The organism is Sphingobium sp. B2 (genome assembly GCF_007693735.1).
Classification (GTDB): domain Bacteria; phylum Pseudomonadota; class Alphaproteobacteria; order Sphingomonadales; family Sphingomonadaceae; genus Sphingobium; species Sphingobium xenophagum.
This window is the reverse complement of the sequence record NZ_VDBZ01000001.1, coordinates 1,614,937-1,631,716: the sequence shown is the minus strand read 5'-3', so window position 1 is coordinate 1,631,716 and position 16,780 is coordinate 1,614,937. Positions and strand designations below refer to the sequence as shown.

Genomic DNA, 16,780 nt, shown 5'->3' with positions numbered 1-16,780 from the left:
GCGACAATCAAACAACTTAGAGCGCCACCCACTCGGTGCCGTCGTAGGTCAGCCTTGCAACGCCTCGGTTGGCTGATATGACGCTGCTCGTCGCACCGTCGATGGTCCCGGCCAGAGCGGTGATGGTGATCGGGTTGACCGCTGCATCCCCCTTGCCATCCTTGATGATGATCGTTTGCCCGGTAGCGGGACTGGCAGGAAGCGTCACCGCTGTTGCAGAACCACTGCTTTTGCGAACCACGACAACTTTGTCGTTGGTGCCGATGACATAACTCGCGCCACTGGTCACGATCGTCACGGCGGGCACTTCATTGCCAAAGACATCGGTGAAGCGGAGTACCGAGGATCCTATGGGCTGGGCGGTTGTCGTGAAGGGGTAAAGACCACTCGCAATCGCCATATCGCCCGAAATGCCAGACAGGCGCATCAGGTCCTTGCCGATCGTATTGTCGCGCACACGCAGATAGTTGCCGCTGTCCACCCCCTGAAGGTAATATTCGGTGGCGCTTGTGTAGAGTTGCAAGCGGCGTTGGGAAACGTTGGTGCTGCCCATCAGGACGTTGCCACCGGCATCCGTGGCGAAAAGCTGCTTGCCTGTCTTGTCGCGCTGGAAAAGCAGGCCGTCCTTATCGACTTCGAAAAGGAATTGTCCCCCTACATCCTGCCATCTCAGGAATGCGCCTGCGGCCTGCGTCTGCGTCCCGTCTGTTCCGACTGTGCCATTCACCGCGCGGATAAAGGCATCGCTGTAGCCGACGCGATTGTCGGAGAATATGCCCTCATCAAGGACGATAACGCCATTGTTGATGCCAAGGATATTGTTGTCCGTGTTGATCCTGAGCGCAGTATGCCCGAAATTCGCGACGCCTGCGGACCCGGTGCCGGCCATCGAGATTTGATGACCATAGGCGGCCGAAGGCGTCGCGCCGGTGTCGACGGTTACGCCCGACACGCCGCCCACGACGATGCCGGTGCTACCGGACTTCGCCACGCTGCGCCCGTAAATCGCCTTCGAAGGACCCGGACCATAGTTGTTCAGCAGGCCGATCACACCATAGGCATCATCGCTGCCATAGACATCGAAATCGAAATTGATCCCCTTGGCCTTGTCCCCGCCCCTGAAAATGCCATCCATGCGAATGACGTTATACTGCTTGCCGGCAGGGATCGTGACGTCACCGGCATGATAAAAGTTGGACACGCCTAGAAGGTTGCTTGCCAGATCATAGGTCGGCGCACTGTGCGACCAGGTTGAACGGGCCAGGGGGGCGGACATGGTGCTGCCTTGCCCCAGATCCAGGCTGTTCGTAATGGTGACGCGACCGATCTGTGCCTCGATGCCTCTCAATTCCAGATCGCCATTTTTCAGGCAGCCGACCGTCACATTCTTGTCGGTGCCACTTTTCTGCGGATCGCGGACCAGTAAACGGCGGCAGCCGCTGACCGGCGCTGTATCAAGGCCAATCTGTGCCTGCACCTGCGCCAATGCCGGGCCTGGCAGCAGGACCGCCAGCAGGCCAATGATCATCCGGAATCTCATACCCGTCCTTTCACGATGCTATGGCGGCGGCTGCCGCGTAAAGGCTGTTCATCTGCAAATCGCTTTTGCCCGTCGCGGCCTTGACGGCGATCGAAAGGACGTCGCCCAGCTCGGTGGCCTCCCCTGCCTCAAACAGAATTGCCGCATCGGTCGTGCGATCGAATGACAGGGCGTCTATGACTGACTGGTAGCTTCCGTCGACCTGCAGGGCCTTGCGCAGCTGGAAGGATGACACCGCGCCGGGCCATCCGCGTACGCCCACTTCACGCAACGTCGTGGCCAGTACCTCCGCATTGCCGACCCGCTCTTCAAGCGCATATGCCAGCGCCGCATAGTGATTTTCCACCGCCGCCGCGCTCGGCTCAGTGATGATCCCGGCTTCGAACAGTTGCTCGGCCCAGCTGCGACCGCGCGCGCCTCTTTCGCTGACGACGATCCGGTCCGGCGACACAATGATCTGGCTCACCGGCAGTTCGACCAGCACAGGGGTGGTTTCCGTTGGCAGATTGGGGCCTGCCTGTACCGCGACCCGTTCGGTCCAGCGGGTTAACGGACCAGCGGGCGCTTGCTGCACAAGGTCATAGGATAGTCGCTGTCTTAAGCCGGCTTCATAAATGGCGCTGGCCTGATCGCCGCTGATCAGAAAGCTCACCGACAGGCCATCGGGCGCGATCAGCCCATCGACAGGGAGTATCAATGGCAGCGGCTCGGTGCCGTCAGTCGGCCGTATGACGAGGCTGAAGCTCCAACCGCTCAGATTTTGTGCGGCGCCTTCCGCATCGGCCAGTATGGCGGCCAGCGCCTTGGCTTCGCCGGAGCGTATGATCATCGCTCCAGCAGGTGATACACCGCGCAATCGCATCATTAGGTCCCCTGGTTGAAAATTGGCGGCTCGGACAACAGGTCGGCATCTTCGCCATAGATATTCGCGGCGATCAATTTGCAGGCACAGATGTCGTCTGGTGAGTATAGTGGATCATCGGCGCGCACCGTCATGCGCCTTATGGAATATCCCAGTTTCCGCCGCCTGGAGGCGTGCCACCTGAACCGCCAGTCGATCCCCCGCCGGCCGCCGCAGTCGTGATGATCCCGACGAAATGACGGTCGGGGTGATCGGTCGACAGATAGGCGTCCTGAGCGGTAGTGGTCGCTATGAAAGCGGGCGTCGTGTCGGAACGATCCCCGTCATCATAATAGATGCGATAGCTGGTTGCGTTGACGAGGCCCGTGATGGTCGCGCCCGTGATGGCAACATCCCTGTCGGTATAGCGCCGTGTGTGGCTGCTCAGCACAATATTGGCCGATGTCCCACCCACATTATTTGATGAGATCGACAGGCCAACTGGATAGCTATTCTGGATCAACAACTGGCTGTTGGTCTGGTCGATGATCGCGGTGGCAATGTCGTCGCGATCCTCGCCTGTCGTCAGCGCCGGGGTCGGCGGCGCGGTGCCGGTCCGGCCGAGCGCGAAGTCATGCTTGCCCTCGCTCTCCGACATGAAGGTGAAGGTGACGATCATCCGCGCCGGATCGATCTGTCGCTTCAGGATGACGGCGTCGATCCCGCCCAGCCCATGGTCAGGCAGGTCCAGCGTCAGCATGTCACCCGGCCCGAAATGCCGCATATGGGGTTTGCAGGGCACGACGATCGGCGCGAGCTCGCGGCCGTTCAGCAGCTTGTAGGCCGCGATCTGCGCCGCCTGATCCTTCTGCTGGATCAGGTCATATTGCTGTTCCTCGATCTTCTCCTCGCCATCTTCCGTGACGTAGCTGGCAATGCTGACAAGGTCCGACTGCACATATTCCCACTTATTGGCTTCCGACCGATATTTGGGCCGAATGCCGTTCAGTCGGGCGGCCCATGTCTGCTGCGCGGTGACGTCGACATCCTCATCGGCCAGATCGTTGGCGGTCAATGTGTAGAGCGACAGGCGCGGCGCATTGAACCGCAGTCCCAGCTTGCCCCCGCGCCACATCGGTTCCGCCGCGCCCGCCTCCAGGATGCGCTTCAGATTGGCCCAACGGTCGCCCGGCTCATAGAGGACGCCGCCGACCTTCCACCCGTTCGCGTCGCAGATGTTCGACAGGGTGACGAAATCCTGCACGATGATGCCATCGGGTGGAAGGCCGACGCCAAAGACCTTCTTGCCGTTGCGGAATAGGCCCAGCACATAGGCGAGCGCGTGCTGGCCGGGGCATTGCGAATATTCCCACGTCGTTTCATCCGCGATGCGATGCGCGCCGGAACCGCCGGGATATGTGCTGTCCTTTCGGGCATCATAGGTCATGACACCCTCCCACACCGCGCCCGAAGTGGGCCAGCCCGATGCGAACCGCTTGCCATCCTTGTCGAACAGACCGTTCCACAGGATCGCCGCCTTGCTCGACAGCTTATGCGCCGACGTCCAGTTGGGCATCCCGGCAAAATGCGGGGTCAGTGCCGTTTCGCTAGCCAGTCCGTTGCGCACGTCGCGATAGAGGAAGCCGCTATAATAGCCGGTCGCCGCACCCCCGCTGAAAGGAATGGCGGCATAGTCCATATAGCAGGCCTCCAGGCCCAGCAGCGGACCAGCGACCGAATAGACCAGCACCATGCCCCGATAGGGGTTCTTCACCTTCTTGAGCGTCGCGCCATAGCCGACATCGTGCCGCAGGACACCGCCGCTATAGGTGCGGCCGATGATATAGGGCGAAGGCGGTTCCGCGGCGATGATGACCTGATTGATGGTGCCGCGTGCCGGCGGCTTCTTGGCCGTTAGTTGCGCACCGATCGAAGCGAGGGTGGACGCCACCGATGCAACGGTTGCGACGGTCGTGAGTGTCGCCGCAGAAATCCCGGTCGCCCCGAGCGTCGCTGTGCCAGCCAGCCCCGGTGCGAACGCACCCAGAGCCGCGCCGCCGGTGGCCGCGACCAGCGCAACAGCGCCCGCTATGACCGCGACGGTGCGCAGAGTCTTAGACACGCCAGGCCCCGATCACATGATCGAGAGACAGGACAAGCTGCGCATGCACGCCATCCTCTCCATCTTCATGAAAGCCGACCAGCTTTCCAACCGTGTCGCTGATGCAGATCGAATCGAACATCTGGTCGCCCGGCAGAAGGGCAATATCCCCGACCCACATTTGCGCAGGCGTGATCCGGGGCAGAAGGCTGTCGAACAGATCGGCGACAGTCGCGAACCCTGCCTTTTTCAGGGCCGTACGCGCCCCAAGAGCGGACCGGAAATCGGGGATGGGCGGGGGACGATGCCCCATGTTGCGCATCTGCGTCCGCGCCATATGAAGGCATGTCACCCGCGCGCGCCAGCTGAACGGGCGCGCATATTTCGCCAGCGTCCTGCGGGTCGCCTCCGTGCGCCGTGTCATTTCAGGCAAGTTGCGTCCTCCCCTGATTTGCATAATTGGACCAGCCCGCACTGGGATAGACAACTGATCCCGCACCGTTGGAGCCGGGCTGGGCTTCGGTGCCCCAGGCGACGGAGGATGTCAGCCCGGTCGCATTGTCCTCGCCCAGTTCGCCGGGAAAAACGAACTTGTGGAAAGCCGACGACAATGTGTTGCCGTCGTTCGAATTGAAGAAGCGTTCGCCCCGCGGGACGAAGGTCATCGGCAGTTCACGCTTGCGCAGCCCGGTGATCAGCCGGACCTGATCCATCTGGCCGTCAAACTGCTGGTCCGGCGTGCCGATGATCTGTCCGGTCACATCGTCCAGTTCCGCGATCCAGAGCCGAAGGCGCGACCCCTGCATCCCCGGCGCAGCCAGATCGACCGCGGCGGCGGTGCTGGCAGGCAGGAAGGTCAGCGAAAAGGCGGGAACTTCGTCGCCGACCCCTTCCTCTAACGGTTCCATCGATCCGATGATGCCGAACGTCGGATCGCGCGCGATGAACTTTTCGCCCGCCCAAGGCACCCAGCCCCCGTCGCACAGGCGGATTGTCCGCCCGTCGCGCAATTCAAGCTTCAGCAGGCCGCTCAGCCGCACGTGCCGCATGGATCCGCGACTTACTTCGACGCCACGCCGCTCAGGGCGAAGCCGCAGCCGGCGATGAACGCTGCCAGTGCCAGGATCGCGCAAAGCATCGCAGCCATCTGGGCGATCGATCCGGCCCTGTAGGGTGGCATAGGGTCATGGCTTGCATCCGCGTCCGCCATCTCGTCCTGCGCATTCCAGGCGCAATATTGCGCGACGATATAATAGCGGTCCTGGGCGAGGTGCGCGCCCAGATAGGCGAGAATGTTAAAGACCAGACCGGCGGCGAAGAATCCAAACGCCCACCAGAGCGCCGCAAGGTCGAACGTCACGGCACTGGCCGAAGCTACGAAGCTGAACAGGGCCACCAGCGCGCCACCGTTGATCAGCGTGAGCGCCTGAAGACCACTTTGCGCGAAGCCGATCGAATAGCTCAGCCTCGCCGTCGCTTCCGCGTCCTGCGATGCGAATTCTTGCTCTATCCGCTGTCTATCCTGCTTTGCCATCAGGCCATTTCCTCGATCGTGAACTGGATACCGGTCACCCGGTTGCCGCGTGTCAGTTGCCAGCTCTGGTCGTTCCCTGCGATGTCGCCCTCGATCATGGGCTGGTCCAGATGCACCGTCGCGCCATCGGCGAACGGGACGCGCAGATGTTCGCCCAGCGTGATCGTCACCTTGCCGTCGCCCGCCACGAGGCCGCCGACAAACACATTGTGCAGATAATGCTGGCCCGTCGCATCCTCGATCGACATCCAGAAGCCCTTGGCCAGGTCATAGCCCGGCGTCAGGCCGCGAAGCGACAGGACGCGCCCCGCCTGGTCAGCGCCGTCGATCACGGGTGCGCCCGATCCGCTCTGGTCGACCCCCTGCAAAGGGTAGGCGGTGCGCAGCCCTTCCTGCTTGCCGCGCACCAGATCGGCGATCAGCGCGGATCGTTGGGTAGCCGTCCCTATGCCGATGCTGATCGCCGCGCGATAATGGCCGCCAGGCCGGTCGATCCGCACGCCGACCGCATTGGTCGCGCCACGCACTGTCCCGCCGACATCGACGAAGGCAGGCGTAACCGACGCCGGCAGGTCGCTGGCCGATAGCTCGATCATGCGAGCCTCCGGCTGTTGCGCCTGGACACCGCCCGTTGTGCCCCGTTGCTGGCGCCGGACGCGATGATCGGCGCGGCGGCTCCCACAGTCTGCGCGCTCACCCCGGCACTGATCTGTGTCACCTCGACATCGAACAGGTCGCCCTTGATCACGCGGATCTGCAAGCCGTTGTCGTTGCCGGCCATCGCCCGGCGCGTGTCGCTGGCCGTCATCACCTGCGCGCCGCGCGGCAAGTTGACCATTTCCGGCCCATTCTCGCCGAGAAGCATCGATCCGGCAGGGGTGTACATGTTGCCGATCGCCGATCCGCCATTTTTCGCCCGTCCGCCGCCAAACAAGCCGAACAGGCTGCCGATCGTGGGCAGGTTGCCGCCGCTGATCTGATTCTGGATTGGATTGATGACCGCCAGTTTCCACATGGCTGACACGACATCGTTGATGGCGCTCATCGCCACATTCTTCCAGCTGCTCCAGTTGCTGGGGTTCAGCACCGTATCGACGACATTGGACCCGATATCCCGCATCGCCATCAGCCGCGCATTGCTGTCGTCCAGCACGTTGGTAAAGGCAATCTGCGCGGCTTTCGCCCTGACCAGCTGCTCGACCTGCTCGGCCGTCTGATCTTTGCCGTCGCGCTCGAGTTCCAGCTGATAGCGGCGCAATTCGACCGCCGCCTCGATCTCCCGACGGCTCTTGCCCCGCAATTCCCATTCGACATTCAGCAGGGCATTTCCGGCGCTGATATCGTCATTGGCTGCGCGGAACATCCGCTGACGCTCGGCCAGGGCCTCGCCTTGGGCATTTAGCGCATCGCGCGATGCGATGCCGGTCTCTTGTCCGACGCCCCATGCCGTATTCGATTTCCATATCGCATCAACATCAAGGATGCTCTTGGGGATCGCTTCCTTCTTGCCGCTATCCCGCACGGCGCGTGTCTTTGTCGCGGCAGGGGTTGCCTTGTAGGCCGATGCGTCGCGCTTCCCCTGCTGCGCGACCTCGTTCCATGCGATCTGTTGTTCAAGGTCGGCGATCTGGGTATCGAGTTTGCCACGCGCCTCTGCAAGACGGCGGGTGTAGCTTTCCGGGCTCTCGCCGCGTGCGCGCGGGACCGTCAGCACCATGCGCTGGTCGCGCAAGGCATTCACCTTGGTCAGGACTTCGCCGATATCGCCCTGGCTGGCCTGCTCCTGCCGCAGCCGCTTCAACGCATCGCCTAGCCGGTCGACCTTGTTGGCCGCATTGTCGGCGTCATCGCCGACACTGAAGAATTTTTCCCCCAGCATGACCGCGAGCGGAATGGCAACACCGATGGCGACACCCACCGGGCCGCCCAGAATGCTGGCGAACTTGGCAAATTTGCTGCTGCTGCCTTCGGCCTGGCCGGACATCAGTTGCAAGGCACCGATCGCTTGCGGCGCCTGCATCGCGAATGCCCTGATCGCATCCGTCCCGCCGATCACCTGGACGGCAAAATCCTGCGCCTGGAAGCCCAGCTGCTGCATCCCGGCACGCATTGCCCCCGATGTGACGACGTGACGGCTTTGTGAGGCGCTTGCACTTTCCAGCGCGGCCTCTTCCATCCGAAGCTTTGCGCTATATTCATCCAGCGTGATCGCGCCTGCGTCGAGCAGCGCTCTTGCTTCAACCATTTCATTGTTGAACCGCTGCTGGGCAGCCCAGGTCGGATCGATTTGCGCGCGCAAGGCGGCTGCGCCGGCCGTCAGGCGTTCCTGCTCGGCAAACAATTCGCGGAACGCGGCGGCGGACGCTCGCGCCGACCCTTCCTGCAGACTGGACCCGGTGCCGACCGCATCGTTGATCCGCATCTGCATGGCCGTCTGCGGCATGATCGCTGCTATCTTCTGTGCGGCAGCGGCTCTCCGCCGATCGGCGAGTTCAAAGCCTGTCGCAGCCTGATCATATGCTTTGAGGGCACGGTTTGCTGAAGCCTCAGCCGCGTCACCAACCTCGCGGAAATCGCGCTTGATATCTTCCTTGCCCTCCGTCCCGAGACGAATGGCGACTTTAGGGCTGGTCATCTCATCTCGCTTTGGTCAGGAGGATCGTACGATCGTCATTCTGTTGGTTCATCGTCGGCGATTCCGTCGAGGACATGAGCCTCGATCACCGGCAACGCCCAGGACAGCAATTCCATGTCGGCACCCTGTGCCGCGCCCATCGCCAGTGCCGCCCCGAAGTCCAGTCCGAACGGGGCGGCGGACCCGACACGCAGCTGACGGCCACAGGTGCTAATTACGTCCCAGACGCCTGCGCCTGCTTCTGTTCGCGGTTCGTAGGCTTCGTACGGGCAGCCCGTCTGCGCTTCGACAGTTTCACCTTGCGGGTCTGGCTTGCAGCGTCCGTTGCGTCGAGCGTCACAGACGGTTCGGCAGATATGTGCGCCGCGATCCCTGAAGTGCCAGGCAGAGAGGCGGCTAAGCCGTTTTTTTCCAGTTCCCGCAGCACGAACGGGCGGACATAGGCAGTGTCCAGCCGTTCGAACCGGATCGGGTCGGCCAGAAACAGGCGGAGATTGTCAGGCGTGACTGGAGCTTTGATCCCATCGGCATCGCCAACGCCTTCCCAGTCGATGATGCCTGACATCAGCAGACTTTCGGACATGGCGTCGCCTGCCGCCTCGATCAGTTCCGGCGGCAATGATGCATTTTCATCGTCGGGCAGATCGACGCCCTGGCATTGTTCACCGGCCGCGCGTCGCGCGGCGCGCAACGCGATCCGCCCGATAGGCGCGAACAGCACGCGCACCGCAGGCGTTTTCCCGATGGCATCGTGCAGCGTGAACCACCATGGTTCGAACGCTGCCTTTTCTGTCGCAAGGTTGAGCATCTAAAAGCTGTTCCTTATTTTATTGCCCAGCCATTCGATGCTGATCTGCCGATCCTCCTCGATAATGACGAAGCGGTCATCCACGCGCACCAGGTCGCCATTCTCGACCGCGTAGCGCTTGACCTTGCCGGCCATGGCGTCGGCGAAGATGACCTTGTCGATGCGTGTGCCGGTGCCCGCATCGACCACACGGATTTTCGCCAGCGCTTCCCGTGGGGTTTCGTTGATGTCGACGACAGAAGGCGGGGCCTCGACTGCCGGGGCATCCGCATTTTCGATAGGGGTGTCGCTCAATGTCTTACTCCCTTAGTAGGCCGCGACGTCGTTGCTGAGCGTCGCGAAGATCTTGTTGCCGCCCTTGCCGCTGGCCTGGCAGTTGAAGTCCTGCACGATGCCACGCGGCGTCGTGATCGGCCGCTTCACGCGGGGCAGGAACACGCGAGGGAATCGAAAGCGCAGGCCGTTGAGGCCCTCGCCCCAGCCAAGGTCTGTGATCTCGACGGGCGTGCCCGAGGTTGCCTTGTTGTGTAGATCGAGGCTCTTGAAGCGCGCCGTGAACCGGATCTGCGCCATGGTGACGCCGGGAACCGCGCCATCGATGCGGCCATCAGCTTTGATGACCTCTACCTTGTCGAGGCCGTTGCTGATCGAGATGTCCGCTGAAACGATATTGCCGATGACTTCGCCATCGATCGCAATCTGGCCAGTGGCTTGCATGAACCGATTGTTGACGAAAGTGGTTGGCGTGCCTGCTACGCTTGTCGACATCAGATCCGTTTCGCCCTGGGCGATCATCGACAGGGTGGCATTGAGCATCCCCGATCGCGCCATGGCGATACGGATCTGATTTACCATCGCCCCATAGTTGACCGAATAGGATGGGACTTCCGGGCTGCCGATTTCAATCGAGCAGGACGGGAGCGAGCCAGCGCCGGACGTGAAGGCATGCTGGTAGCGGCCAGTGCTCACCGTCGTGGTGAACGGCGCGCCGAAGAACAATTTCAGCCATAGGCCGAAGGCGCGGTGATCGACTGGAACGACGACATCGCCGTCATTGGTGGCGACGTCATAGACCGGGTCCAGGCCGTCACGGCCAAAGCCAAGCTGATCATCCTCAATCAGCGGACGCTCTTCGCCCAAACTATGGCTGACTAACGGAACCTTGTGGAAGCCGGTCGAGGGTGTAACACCGGGCGTGGTCTCAAACCCGACATGCATGACGGCGTTAATGCCCTGTGCGTAACCCATGTTGCTCTCCGTCCTTAAATAAGGGGGTTTGTGGTGTGGTAGCTGGCGACGATTTCGAACATCCCGCCCATCTGCGTCTGGGCGCCCGGCGCGGAGGCAGACAGCCCGGTCAATTCCATCGCCGTGACATCAAGATAATCCACCGCCCCGCCAAGGAAGCGGTCGGCGGCGACCGCTGCACCGATGGCCCCGGCCATGCGGTCTAGCACCAGGCGCAGGGGCTCGGAGGATTTATAGGCCGCGATCTCGATCGGGATGCGTTGGTTGTAGTGATAGGTTGGCGGTGACAGGTCGATATCAGGTTCGCCGGGATCCCCATCGCGCATGAAAACGGTGCCAAATGGCGATATGCGCTGCGGTCGTTCCTGGCCATCTTCCAGCGCAATCACGTCATAAGCGACGCAGGCAGCTTTCAGCATCGCCTTCACGGCCTGATCGACATCATGACGTTTCGACATCGATCATCCCCAACGTGAACGAATACGTTGCGCGACACGGGCGGCCGCTTTGTCCGCCGGGCCTTGCAGGTCCAAGAGCTTGGGCATCTTCACGCCGCGCACGAGTGTGAACATCAGCACGGGCTTTTGGCGACGTGGCGCTAAGCCGCGGCGACCTTTGAGCCTGCCTGCCGTGGCAGGACGATAGCCGCCTTGCAGGCCCGATACGACGTCAATGAAAGCAAAGCCCTTGCCACCCTCAAACGCCAGTCGAAGTTCCGCATTGAAATGCAGCTCTACCTCCTCGGGCGTCATTGCCGTGCCATGCGCGCGCTTTCCGATCGATGACACGTATGCGCCAGCGCGGCGGCGACGCGGTACGCTTTTGGTCGGTATCCACAGCCACTTCGCGCCGTTGACCGGGCGAACATGTGCGCCTCGCGCAAAGGCGTCGATAATGGCTGGCGCATTCGACCAGATATAGCCCGCCGGATTGAGTGACCGCCCACCCATTGGATAGACTTCTGCGCGCCATGTGTTGGCGAGGCGACTGCCCATGCCCGCGTCACGCACTTGCTGGCGATAATCCATGGTGAGATCACGCGTTTCTTCGCGCATGATCTGGGTGACATCATCAGCGATCTCGCCCTCGATGACGTCCAGCAGCTTGGTGAGCGAACCGGGCCGATATTCAGCGGTGATCCTCATCGCGATGCATCAACCGGCTCTGCACCGATCGTCCATGTCAGATTCTCGGTATCTCCCACGGGCTCCCCGGTCAAAACCAGTTCCTCTACCGGCGTGAAGATATCATCTTCTCCGATCTGCCCGACGATGATCGTATCGCCTTCGCGCAGTTCCGGCAGCTGGGATTTGCGGACTTCGATAAGGTGCGTGCCGGTGATGATGGGTGCGTCGCCGAGCCGCGCCAACTGGTCGTTGCGCGACCTGATTACGCGGACGCCAGATGTCTTCACCCCGAAAATGGAGGTGTGTTCCGCCGCTTCGGAGCCAGGCGCCGTGAATATGGCGTCCAGCGCCGAAGCGAACGGATCGGGCATTATGCGGGAGTGCCGTTGAGCTTGACGCGCCCGACGGTATCGGCGGACGCGGCCGCCTGGACCGATACGCCAACATAGGTGTTGCCCGCCGACGTGGTCGTAAGGCGCTTATTGGTATTGTCCCAATAGACTTTGGCGAACGCCGTCCAGGCTTCGCCAGTTGCCTTTGTAAGGTCCCAGACATCCTTGACCCGACCTTCAACCGAGGCGCCATTGGCGGCATCGGTCAGGGCAACGGCGAATTGAACGCCAACCAGGAAGCCGCCGCCTGCTGCGACGGCGTACGGTGCGGTGAAGGTCAGGGTTTCCCCCGGCTGAACATAGTTGCGTGCCATCGCGGCTTACTCCTTTGCGGTTTCGGCCGCAGGCTTGGCAGCACGCCGGTTTGGCGCGCCCCTGTCGGCATCGGTGGTGATGGATTCTGCAGGCGCTTCCTCGTCCTGCTGGTCGGAAAAATCATCCGACACATCGATCGCGCCGCCATTTTCGATGACGCGCTCCGCCTCCTCATTGGAGACATGCAGGACACCCTCATGCGGATGACGCAACACGCCGTTGACGTGAGCGGCGGTGGTAAGTTTGATGAACTTCATGGATGGTCTCCTGGTATAGCCGGCGCGACCGAAGTCGCGTCCGCCATCGCCTCAATGTCCCCCGACGGTTATGCCCCCGGCTGCTTGTAAGCGGAGCGGTAGTTCACCGCGCCAACGCCATAGTCGTGCCGCACCTTCCATTCGACGCCATCGACCCTCCAGCCGTCCTGACTTTCGGTGAAGGGCTCGGTGACCCCGTTGAGGAACACAACCTCGATCGCCGGAGCAACGTTCGGATCCGCAAAGGCGTAATAAGCCGTGCCGGTGATCCGCTGCGTCGCCACGATGTCGCTGAACATGCCCTTCACGATATTGGGCTTCTGGAGCTTGTTGACGGCATCGGGATCGTATTCGCTGCCATTGATCGTCAATGCGGCGCCGCGCAGGCCACGGGGCACCAGCAGCACGCTAGGCGTGATTTCAAGATACTCGTTTCCGCTGATATCCTTCTGCGCACCCATAGCTGCATCGATCGCATCGAATGCGGCCATGCTGGGCGCGGCACCCGCGCCGGCAAGATTGCCATGGCTCGCGTGGAACAGGGCAACGTTATCGTTCATCAATGGATTGGAGTTGAGCAGCGCATAGACATCGATTTCGATCGTCAGCTTTGCGGCACGCCCCAGATCGACGGCGAGGCCGGAAAACACTTCCATATCGTCATTGACGATCGCCTGGCGCGACAGGTTGATGATGTTCCCCTTGGTGGTCGCGCGGATTTTCTCCTTGGCCAGGTCGGGGATCGGCTTGTTCTTGAACTCGCCAGCGTCGTTGACGTTGTCGAGCACGCCGAAGCTGCCACGCAGGTAGCGGCTGTGGTCACGGAAGTCCGTTACCGTACCGGTGCCGCAGAAGCGCGACCAGGTGTCCGGCGTGATCGCATAGGCGGCCTGCAGAGTGCGATGGATCGCATTCTCGAACAGGACGGGGAAGTCGCTGGTCGTCTGTGTGATCACTGCGCCCCGTGCAGTCATTGCTTCCCGCACGATTGCATCGGGATCGCGCGATGCAATGTTGACGCCCATGTTCGACAGGGCTTCGCGTGCCAGATCTACGTTGCGCACGCCGCGGAACTCGCCAGGATCGATGCGCAAGGTTTCGCCGCGCGCGGCGGCAGCCTGCTCGATCATGGGCGCGACTCCGGCCTTCACGAGGATCCAGTTGGTTGCGCCTTCGATGAACTTTTCGCGCTGGTCGGTGGTGACTCGGGCGGGGCTGTTATGGCCGATATTAGCAGCGTCGCCCTGTTCAGCGAGCTTGTCGAGGATCTTTTCCCGAGCGACGGCAAGCGTCGTGTCGGAATTGATCAATTCATCGATAAACGCGGCCTCCATCCCGTGCTTGGTGCCGAGATTGCGGATGCCGGCAACACGGGCGCGTTCGGTGGCGACGGCGTTCTGGACATCGGCGGCGGTGAGGGCGGTCACCGAGGTGTCGGTCGGCGTGGTCGCCGGCGACATTGCCAGCGCGCCGGTGGCGGGCAGGGCGTCCTTCGCGTCGAGCGCTATGGCGGAATTGCGGATCTTGTCGATCTCTTCCTGGGTGCCGCCGTCCTTCTGGAACTTGGCGATCGCGGCAACCAGCGCCGCGCGGGTCTGATAAAGGTTCATGGAATTGTCCTTGGTCTTTGGCGCGGGCGCCGTCGGGGTGGTGCGCGCCATCGCCATTGCGGAGATGAGCGGGCTATCGGGCACATGCTTGAACCCGAATGCTTTGACGTCGCAGGCGGAAGCGCTCGACGCTTCCGATACGGACGTGATGAAATTCTGCTCGAGGGCCTGCTCGGATGTGAGCCAGGTCTCCGCATCGAGCATCGCGATCAGATCTTCGGCGGAAATGCCGGTCTGACCCGAATAGATGCGCACCAGCTGATCGCGGATGATATCGAGCTTGTCAGCTGCGGCGCGCAGTTCCCGCGCATCGCCGATCGCAACATCCCAGGGATTGTGAATCATCATCAGCGCGTTGTCGGCCATGATGATTTCATCGCCCGCCATGGCGATCACCGATGCCATCGAGGCGGCAAGGCCGTCGATATGGACAGTGACCTTCCGTCCCGCCGCCTTCGCGCCGACAATGGCGTTGAAGATGGCAAGGCCCTCCATGACGTAGCCGCCCGGCGAGTTGATGCGAACGACGATATCTCCGTCGCCGCCGGCGATCAGGGCGAAGATGGTCTTAGCGTCCAGGCCGTCCCATTCATCGCCGACGATCCCATAAATCAGGATTTCGATCATTTCGCAGGGTTCCTCTGATCCGCATTTGGTATCTGCACAGAGTTGCCGACCTGGGTGACGCGACGCGGGTCGCTGTCTAGAATGATGCCCAGGTCATCGAGCCGCTTCATGTCGGCCGCCAGCTCAGCGAAGAAGGTGTCGGGGTCATCGCCATTCTCGCGGATGACCTGACTGTGCGTTTTCTGCCCAGACCGTACCGCGTCACGGTTCGCGGGCACTTCACTGGCCGGGTCTAGCATCTCGTGCTTGGGAGGCGTCCAGCGCATGGAGACGCCGGTTACGTCGTGCCCCTCCATCTCAGCCGCTTCGATGAACCAGCGTTCTACTGAGGCGCAGAATTGCCGGATGAACATGAGCCATTGCCATGTGTCCACCGAACGCTTGAATGTCAGGCGACCCAGTCTGCCCGAAATGAAACTGACCTTAGATAGGTCGCCTGTCAGTATTTCTACTGGCACACCGAGCCCCGCGGCGATCGCAAGATGCGACACGCGGGAATAGTCCATGTAACCGTCGACAGTAGGTGGCGACGGGAAGGTTATCTCTTCGCCTGGACGCAGATATTGGACCGTGCCGCTTTCAACGAAGTCTAGCGGTTCGCGGTCAGCGGGGTCGTCCTCGTCGTCTTCATCATTGCCGATGCCAGGGAACTGACCGTCATCGTCACCGCTGACAAAGCCGGCGAAGGCAGAGGCGATTTTCTGGCGCGTCAGTTGCGCGTCTTCGTAATCCCCGAAGTCCTTCAGCCTGAGGATGACTGGCGCGAACCACGTTGCGCCATGCTCCTGCTCGGGCCGGTCGGCACGGAAGACGTGGGCAACGTCACGATCGAGAACATAGGTAGACGCGCTATCGCTGGGCCGCGTCGAACCCGGATGCGTGTTATACAGCCAATAGCCTTCGCGACGCCCGAGCGGGCTGAATTGGATGCCATGGACGAAATACCCGGCAGTGGTGCCGGGCGACGCTGCCATCGGCCCATGGCGCGAGCCGTCGATATAGTCAGGCTCCAGCAGTTGAAGCTGCATGGGCAGGGGGAGGCGGTCACTCTTTCGACGCCACCGACGGCGCAGCAGCACGCTGCCACTGACAACGATCGTCCGCGCTGCCTGCAACTGGATGCCATAGAGGTCTTGCCGTCCGGCCGCGTCGCAATTGGTAGTATCGAAGTGCTTGCGCGCCAGGTCGTTCAGAACCGTGTCGACCACACCATTGCGGTAGACCTGAAACGTGATGCCCGTGCCCACAATATGCTCGGCAATTTTGTTTGCGCCCGAGGTTGCCCAGGGATTGTTTCGATCGAGATCACGGGCAATCCCGCGCAGCGCCATTTGGGTGGCCGGGGTCAGCTCGCCATTTGCGTCCAGCCGGGTGCGACGCCATCCAGCTGCGCGACGGCCAACGGTCGCGCCGTCATATTCTGCGCGTTGAGCCGTGCGAATGCGCTGGCGGACGGGCTTTGCTTTGCCCGCATCCGCACTATCCTTGCCGCCGCGGCCTAGTAGGCGGTCGATAAAGCTCGGCATTACAGACCGTTTCGATAGTAGGGTGTGCGACGCCGATTAATCCCGCCCACCGCCTGCGCCTGCATCTTCAGCGCAGCTTCGATGACCCGCTCTGCGGCAAGCAGTTGATCCAGTGACTGATATTCAGTCTTGCGGCCGTCGGCGAAAGTCACAGAGCGAAGGCCGGAGGCAATGGCAGATCGGACCGTTACGAGGTCGGACGTGGTCCAGGTCGTCATG

The 16,780-nt window shown here is 61.8% G+C and carries 19 protein-coding genes; all 19 read right to left on the bottom strand.

The features are described 5' to 3' along the window. Positions 1 to 16 precede the first annotated feature (16 nt). Positions 17 to 1,528 carry a hypothetical protein gene (locus FE851_RS08020; protein ID WP_145201428.1) on the bottom strand — a complete coding sequence of 504 codons (1,512 nt, stop codon included), beginning with the start codon at positions 1,526 to 1,528 and terminating at the stop codon, positions 17 to 19. Between the two features lie 22 nt (positions 1,529 to 1,550). Beyond that, the gene (locus tag FE851_RS08015; RefSeq protein ID WP_145201425.1) at positions 1,551 to 2,369 is read right to left on the bottom strand and encodes a hypothetical protein; all 819 of its coding nucleotides are present in this window, start codon (positions 2,367 to 2,369) and stop codon (positions 1,551 to 1,553) included. A 172-nt stretch (positions 2,370 to 2,541) separates the two neighbouring features. Next, entirely contained in the window at positions 2,542 to 4,503 is a 1,962-nt protein-coding gene (locus tag FE851_RS08010; protein ID WP_145201422.1) for a phage tail protein, read from the bottom strand. Then, on the bottom strand, positions 4,496 to 4,906 hold the full coding sequence (locus tag FE851_RS08005) for a DUF6950 family protein (protein WP_261370980.1): 411 nt from the start codon (positions 4,904 to 4,906) through the stop codon (positions 4,496 to 4,498). Before FE851_RS08005 ends, FE851_RS08010 begins: the two co-directional genes overlap by 8 nt. A 1-nt stretch (position 4,907) precedes the next feature. Further along, positions 4,908 to 5,531, bottom strand: a complete 624-nt coding sequence (locus tag FE851_RS08000; RefSeq protein ID WP_145201416.1) for a hypothetical protein — start codon at positions 5,529 to 5,531, stop codon at positions 4,908 to 4,910. 11 nt (positions 5,532 to 5,542) lie between these two features. Further along, the gene (locus tag FE851_RS07995; protein ID WP_145201413.1) at positions 5,543 to 6,016 is read right to left on the bottom strand and encodes a hypothetical protein; all 474 of its coding nucleotides are present in this window, start codon (positions 6,014 to 6,016) and stop codon (positions 5,543 to 5,545) included. Further along, positions 6,016 to 6,612 carry a hypothetical protein gene (locus FE851_RS07990; protein ID WP_145201410.1) on the bottom strand — a complete coding sequence of 199 codons (597 nt, stop codon included), beginning with the start codon at positions 6,610 to 6,612 and terminating at the stop codon, positions 6,016 to 6,018. The genes FE851_RS07995 and FE851_RS07990 overlap by 1 nt, the downstream gene beginning before the upstream one ends. Continuing rightward, entirely contained in the window at positions 6,609 to 8,651 is a 2,043-nt protein-coding gene (locus FE851_RS07985; protein WP_145201407.1) for a hypothetical protein, read from the bottom strand. The genes FE851_RS07990 and FE851_RS07985 overlap by 4 nt, the downstream gene beginning before the upstream one ends. A gap of 214 nt (positions 8,652 to 8,865) precedes the next feature. Then, positions 8,866 to 9,459 carry a hypothetical protein gene (locus FE851_RS07980; RefSeq protein ID WP_145201404.1) on the bottom strand — a complete coding sequence of 198 codons (594 nt, stop codon included), beginning with the start codon at positions 9,457 to 9,459 and terminating at the stop codon, positions 8,866 to 8,868. Next, positions 9,460 to 9,753, bottom strand: a complete 294-nt coding sequence (locus FE851_RS07975) for a hypothetical protein (protein ID WP_145201401.1) — start codon at positions 9,751 to 9,753, stop codon at positions 9,460 to 9,462. 12 nt (positions 9,754 to 9,765) lie between these two features. After that, entirely contained in the window at positions 9,766 to 10,707 is a 942-nt protein-coding gene (locus FE851_RS07970) for a phage tail tube protein (protein WP_145201398.1), read from the bottom strand. A gap of 14 nt (positions 10,708 to 10,721) precedes the next feature. Further along, positions 10,722 to 11,135, bottom strand: coding sequence for a hypothetical protein (locus FE851_RS07965; RefSeq protein WP_145201395.1), 414 nt, complete (start codon positions 11,133 to 11,135; stop codon positions 10,722 to 10,724). A 33-nt stretch (positions 11,136 to 11,168) separates the two neighbouring features. Further along, positions 11,169 to 11,852, bottom strand: a complete 684-nt coding sequence (locus tag FE851_RS07960; RefSeq protein ID WP_145201392.1) for a DUF6441 family protein — start codon at positions 11,850 to 11,852, stop codon at positions 11,169 to 11,171. Beyond that, a complete protein-coding gene (locus FE851_RS07955; RefSeq protein WP_145201389.1) occupies positions 11,849 to 12,205 on the bottom strand; it encodes a hypothetical protein in 357 nt (118 codons plus the stop codon). The genes FE851_RS07960 and FE851_RS07955 overlap by 4 nt, the downstream gene beginning before the upstream one ends. Further along, positions 12,205 to 12,540, bottom strand: coding sequence for a DUF2190 family protein (locus FE851_RS07950; RefSeq protein ID WP_145201386.1), 336 nt, complete (start codon positions 12,538 to 12,540; stop codon positions 12,205 to 12,207). Before FE851_RS07950 ends, FE851_RS07955 begins: the two co-directional genes overlap by 1 nt. Positions 12,541 to 12,546: 6 nt before the next feature. After that, a complete protein-coding gene (locus FE851_RS07945) occupies positions 12,547 to 12,798 on the bottom strand; it encodes a hypothetical protein (protein ID WP_145201383.1) in 252 nt (83 codons plus the stop codon). 68 nt (positions 12,799 to 12,866) lie between these two features. Next, the gene (locus tag FE851_RS07940; protein ID WP_145201381.1) at positions 12,867 to 15,035 is read right to left on the bottom strand and encodes a ClpP-like prohead protease/major capsid protein fusion protein; all 2,169 of its coding nucleotides are present in this window, start codon (positions 15,033 to 15,035) and stop codon (positions 12,867 to 12,869) included. Then, the gene (locus FE851_RS07935) at positions 15,032 to 16,561 is read right to left on the bottom strand and encodes a phage portal protein (RefSeq protein ID WP_145201378.1); all 1,530 of its coding nucleotides are present in this window, start codon (positions 16,559 to 16,561) and stop codon (positions 15,032 to 15,034) included. The genes FE851_RS07940 and FE851_RS07935 overlap by 4 nt, the downstream gene beginning before the upstream one ends. After that, positions 16,561 to 16,779: a phage head-tail joining protein gene (locus tag FE851_RS07930; RefSeq protein WP_145201375.1), complete on the bottom strand. Its 219-nt coding sequence runs from the start codon at positions 16,777 to 16,779 to the stop codon at positions 16,561 to 16,563. The genes FE851_RS07935 and FE851_RS07930 overlap by 1 nt, the downstream gene beginning before the upstream one ends. Position 16,780 lies beyond the last annotated feature (1 nt).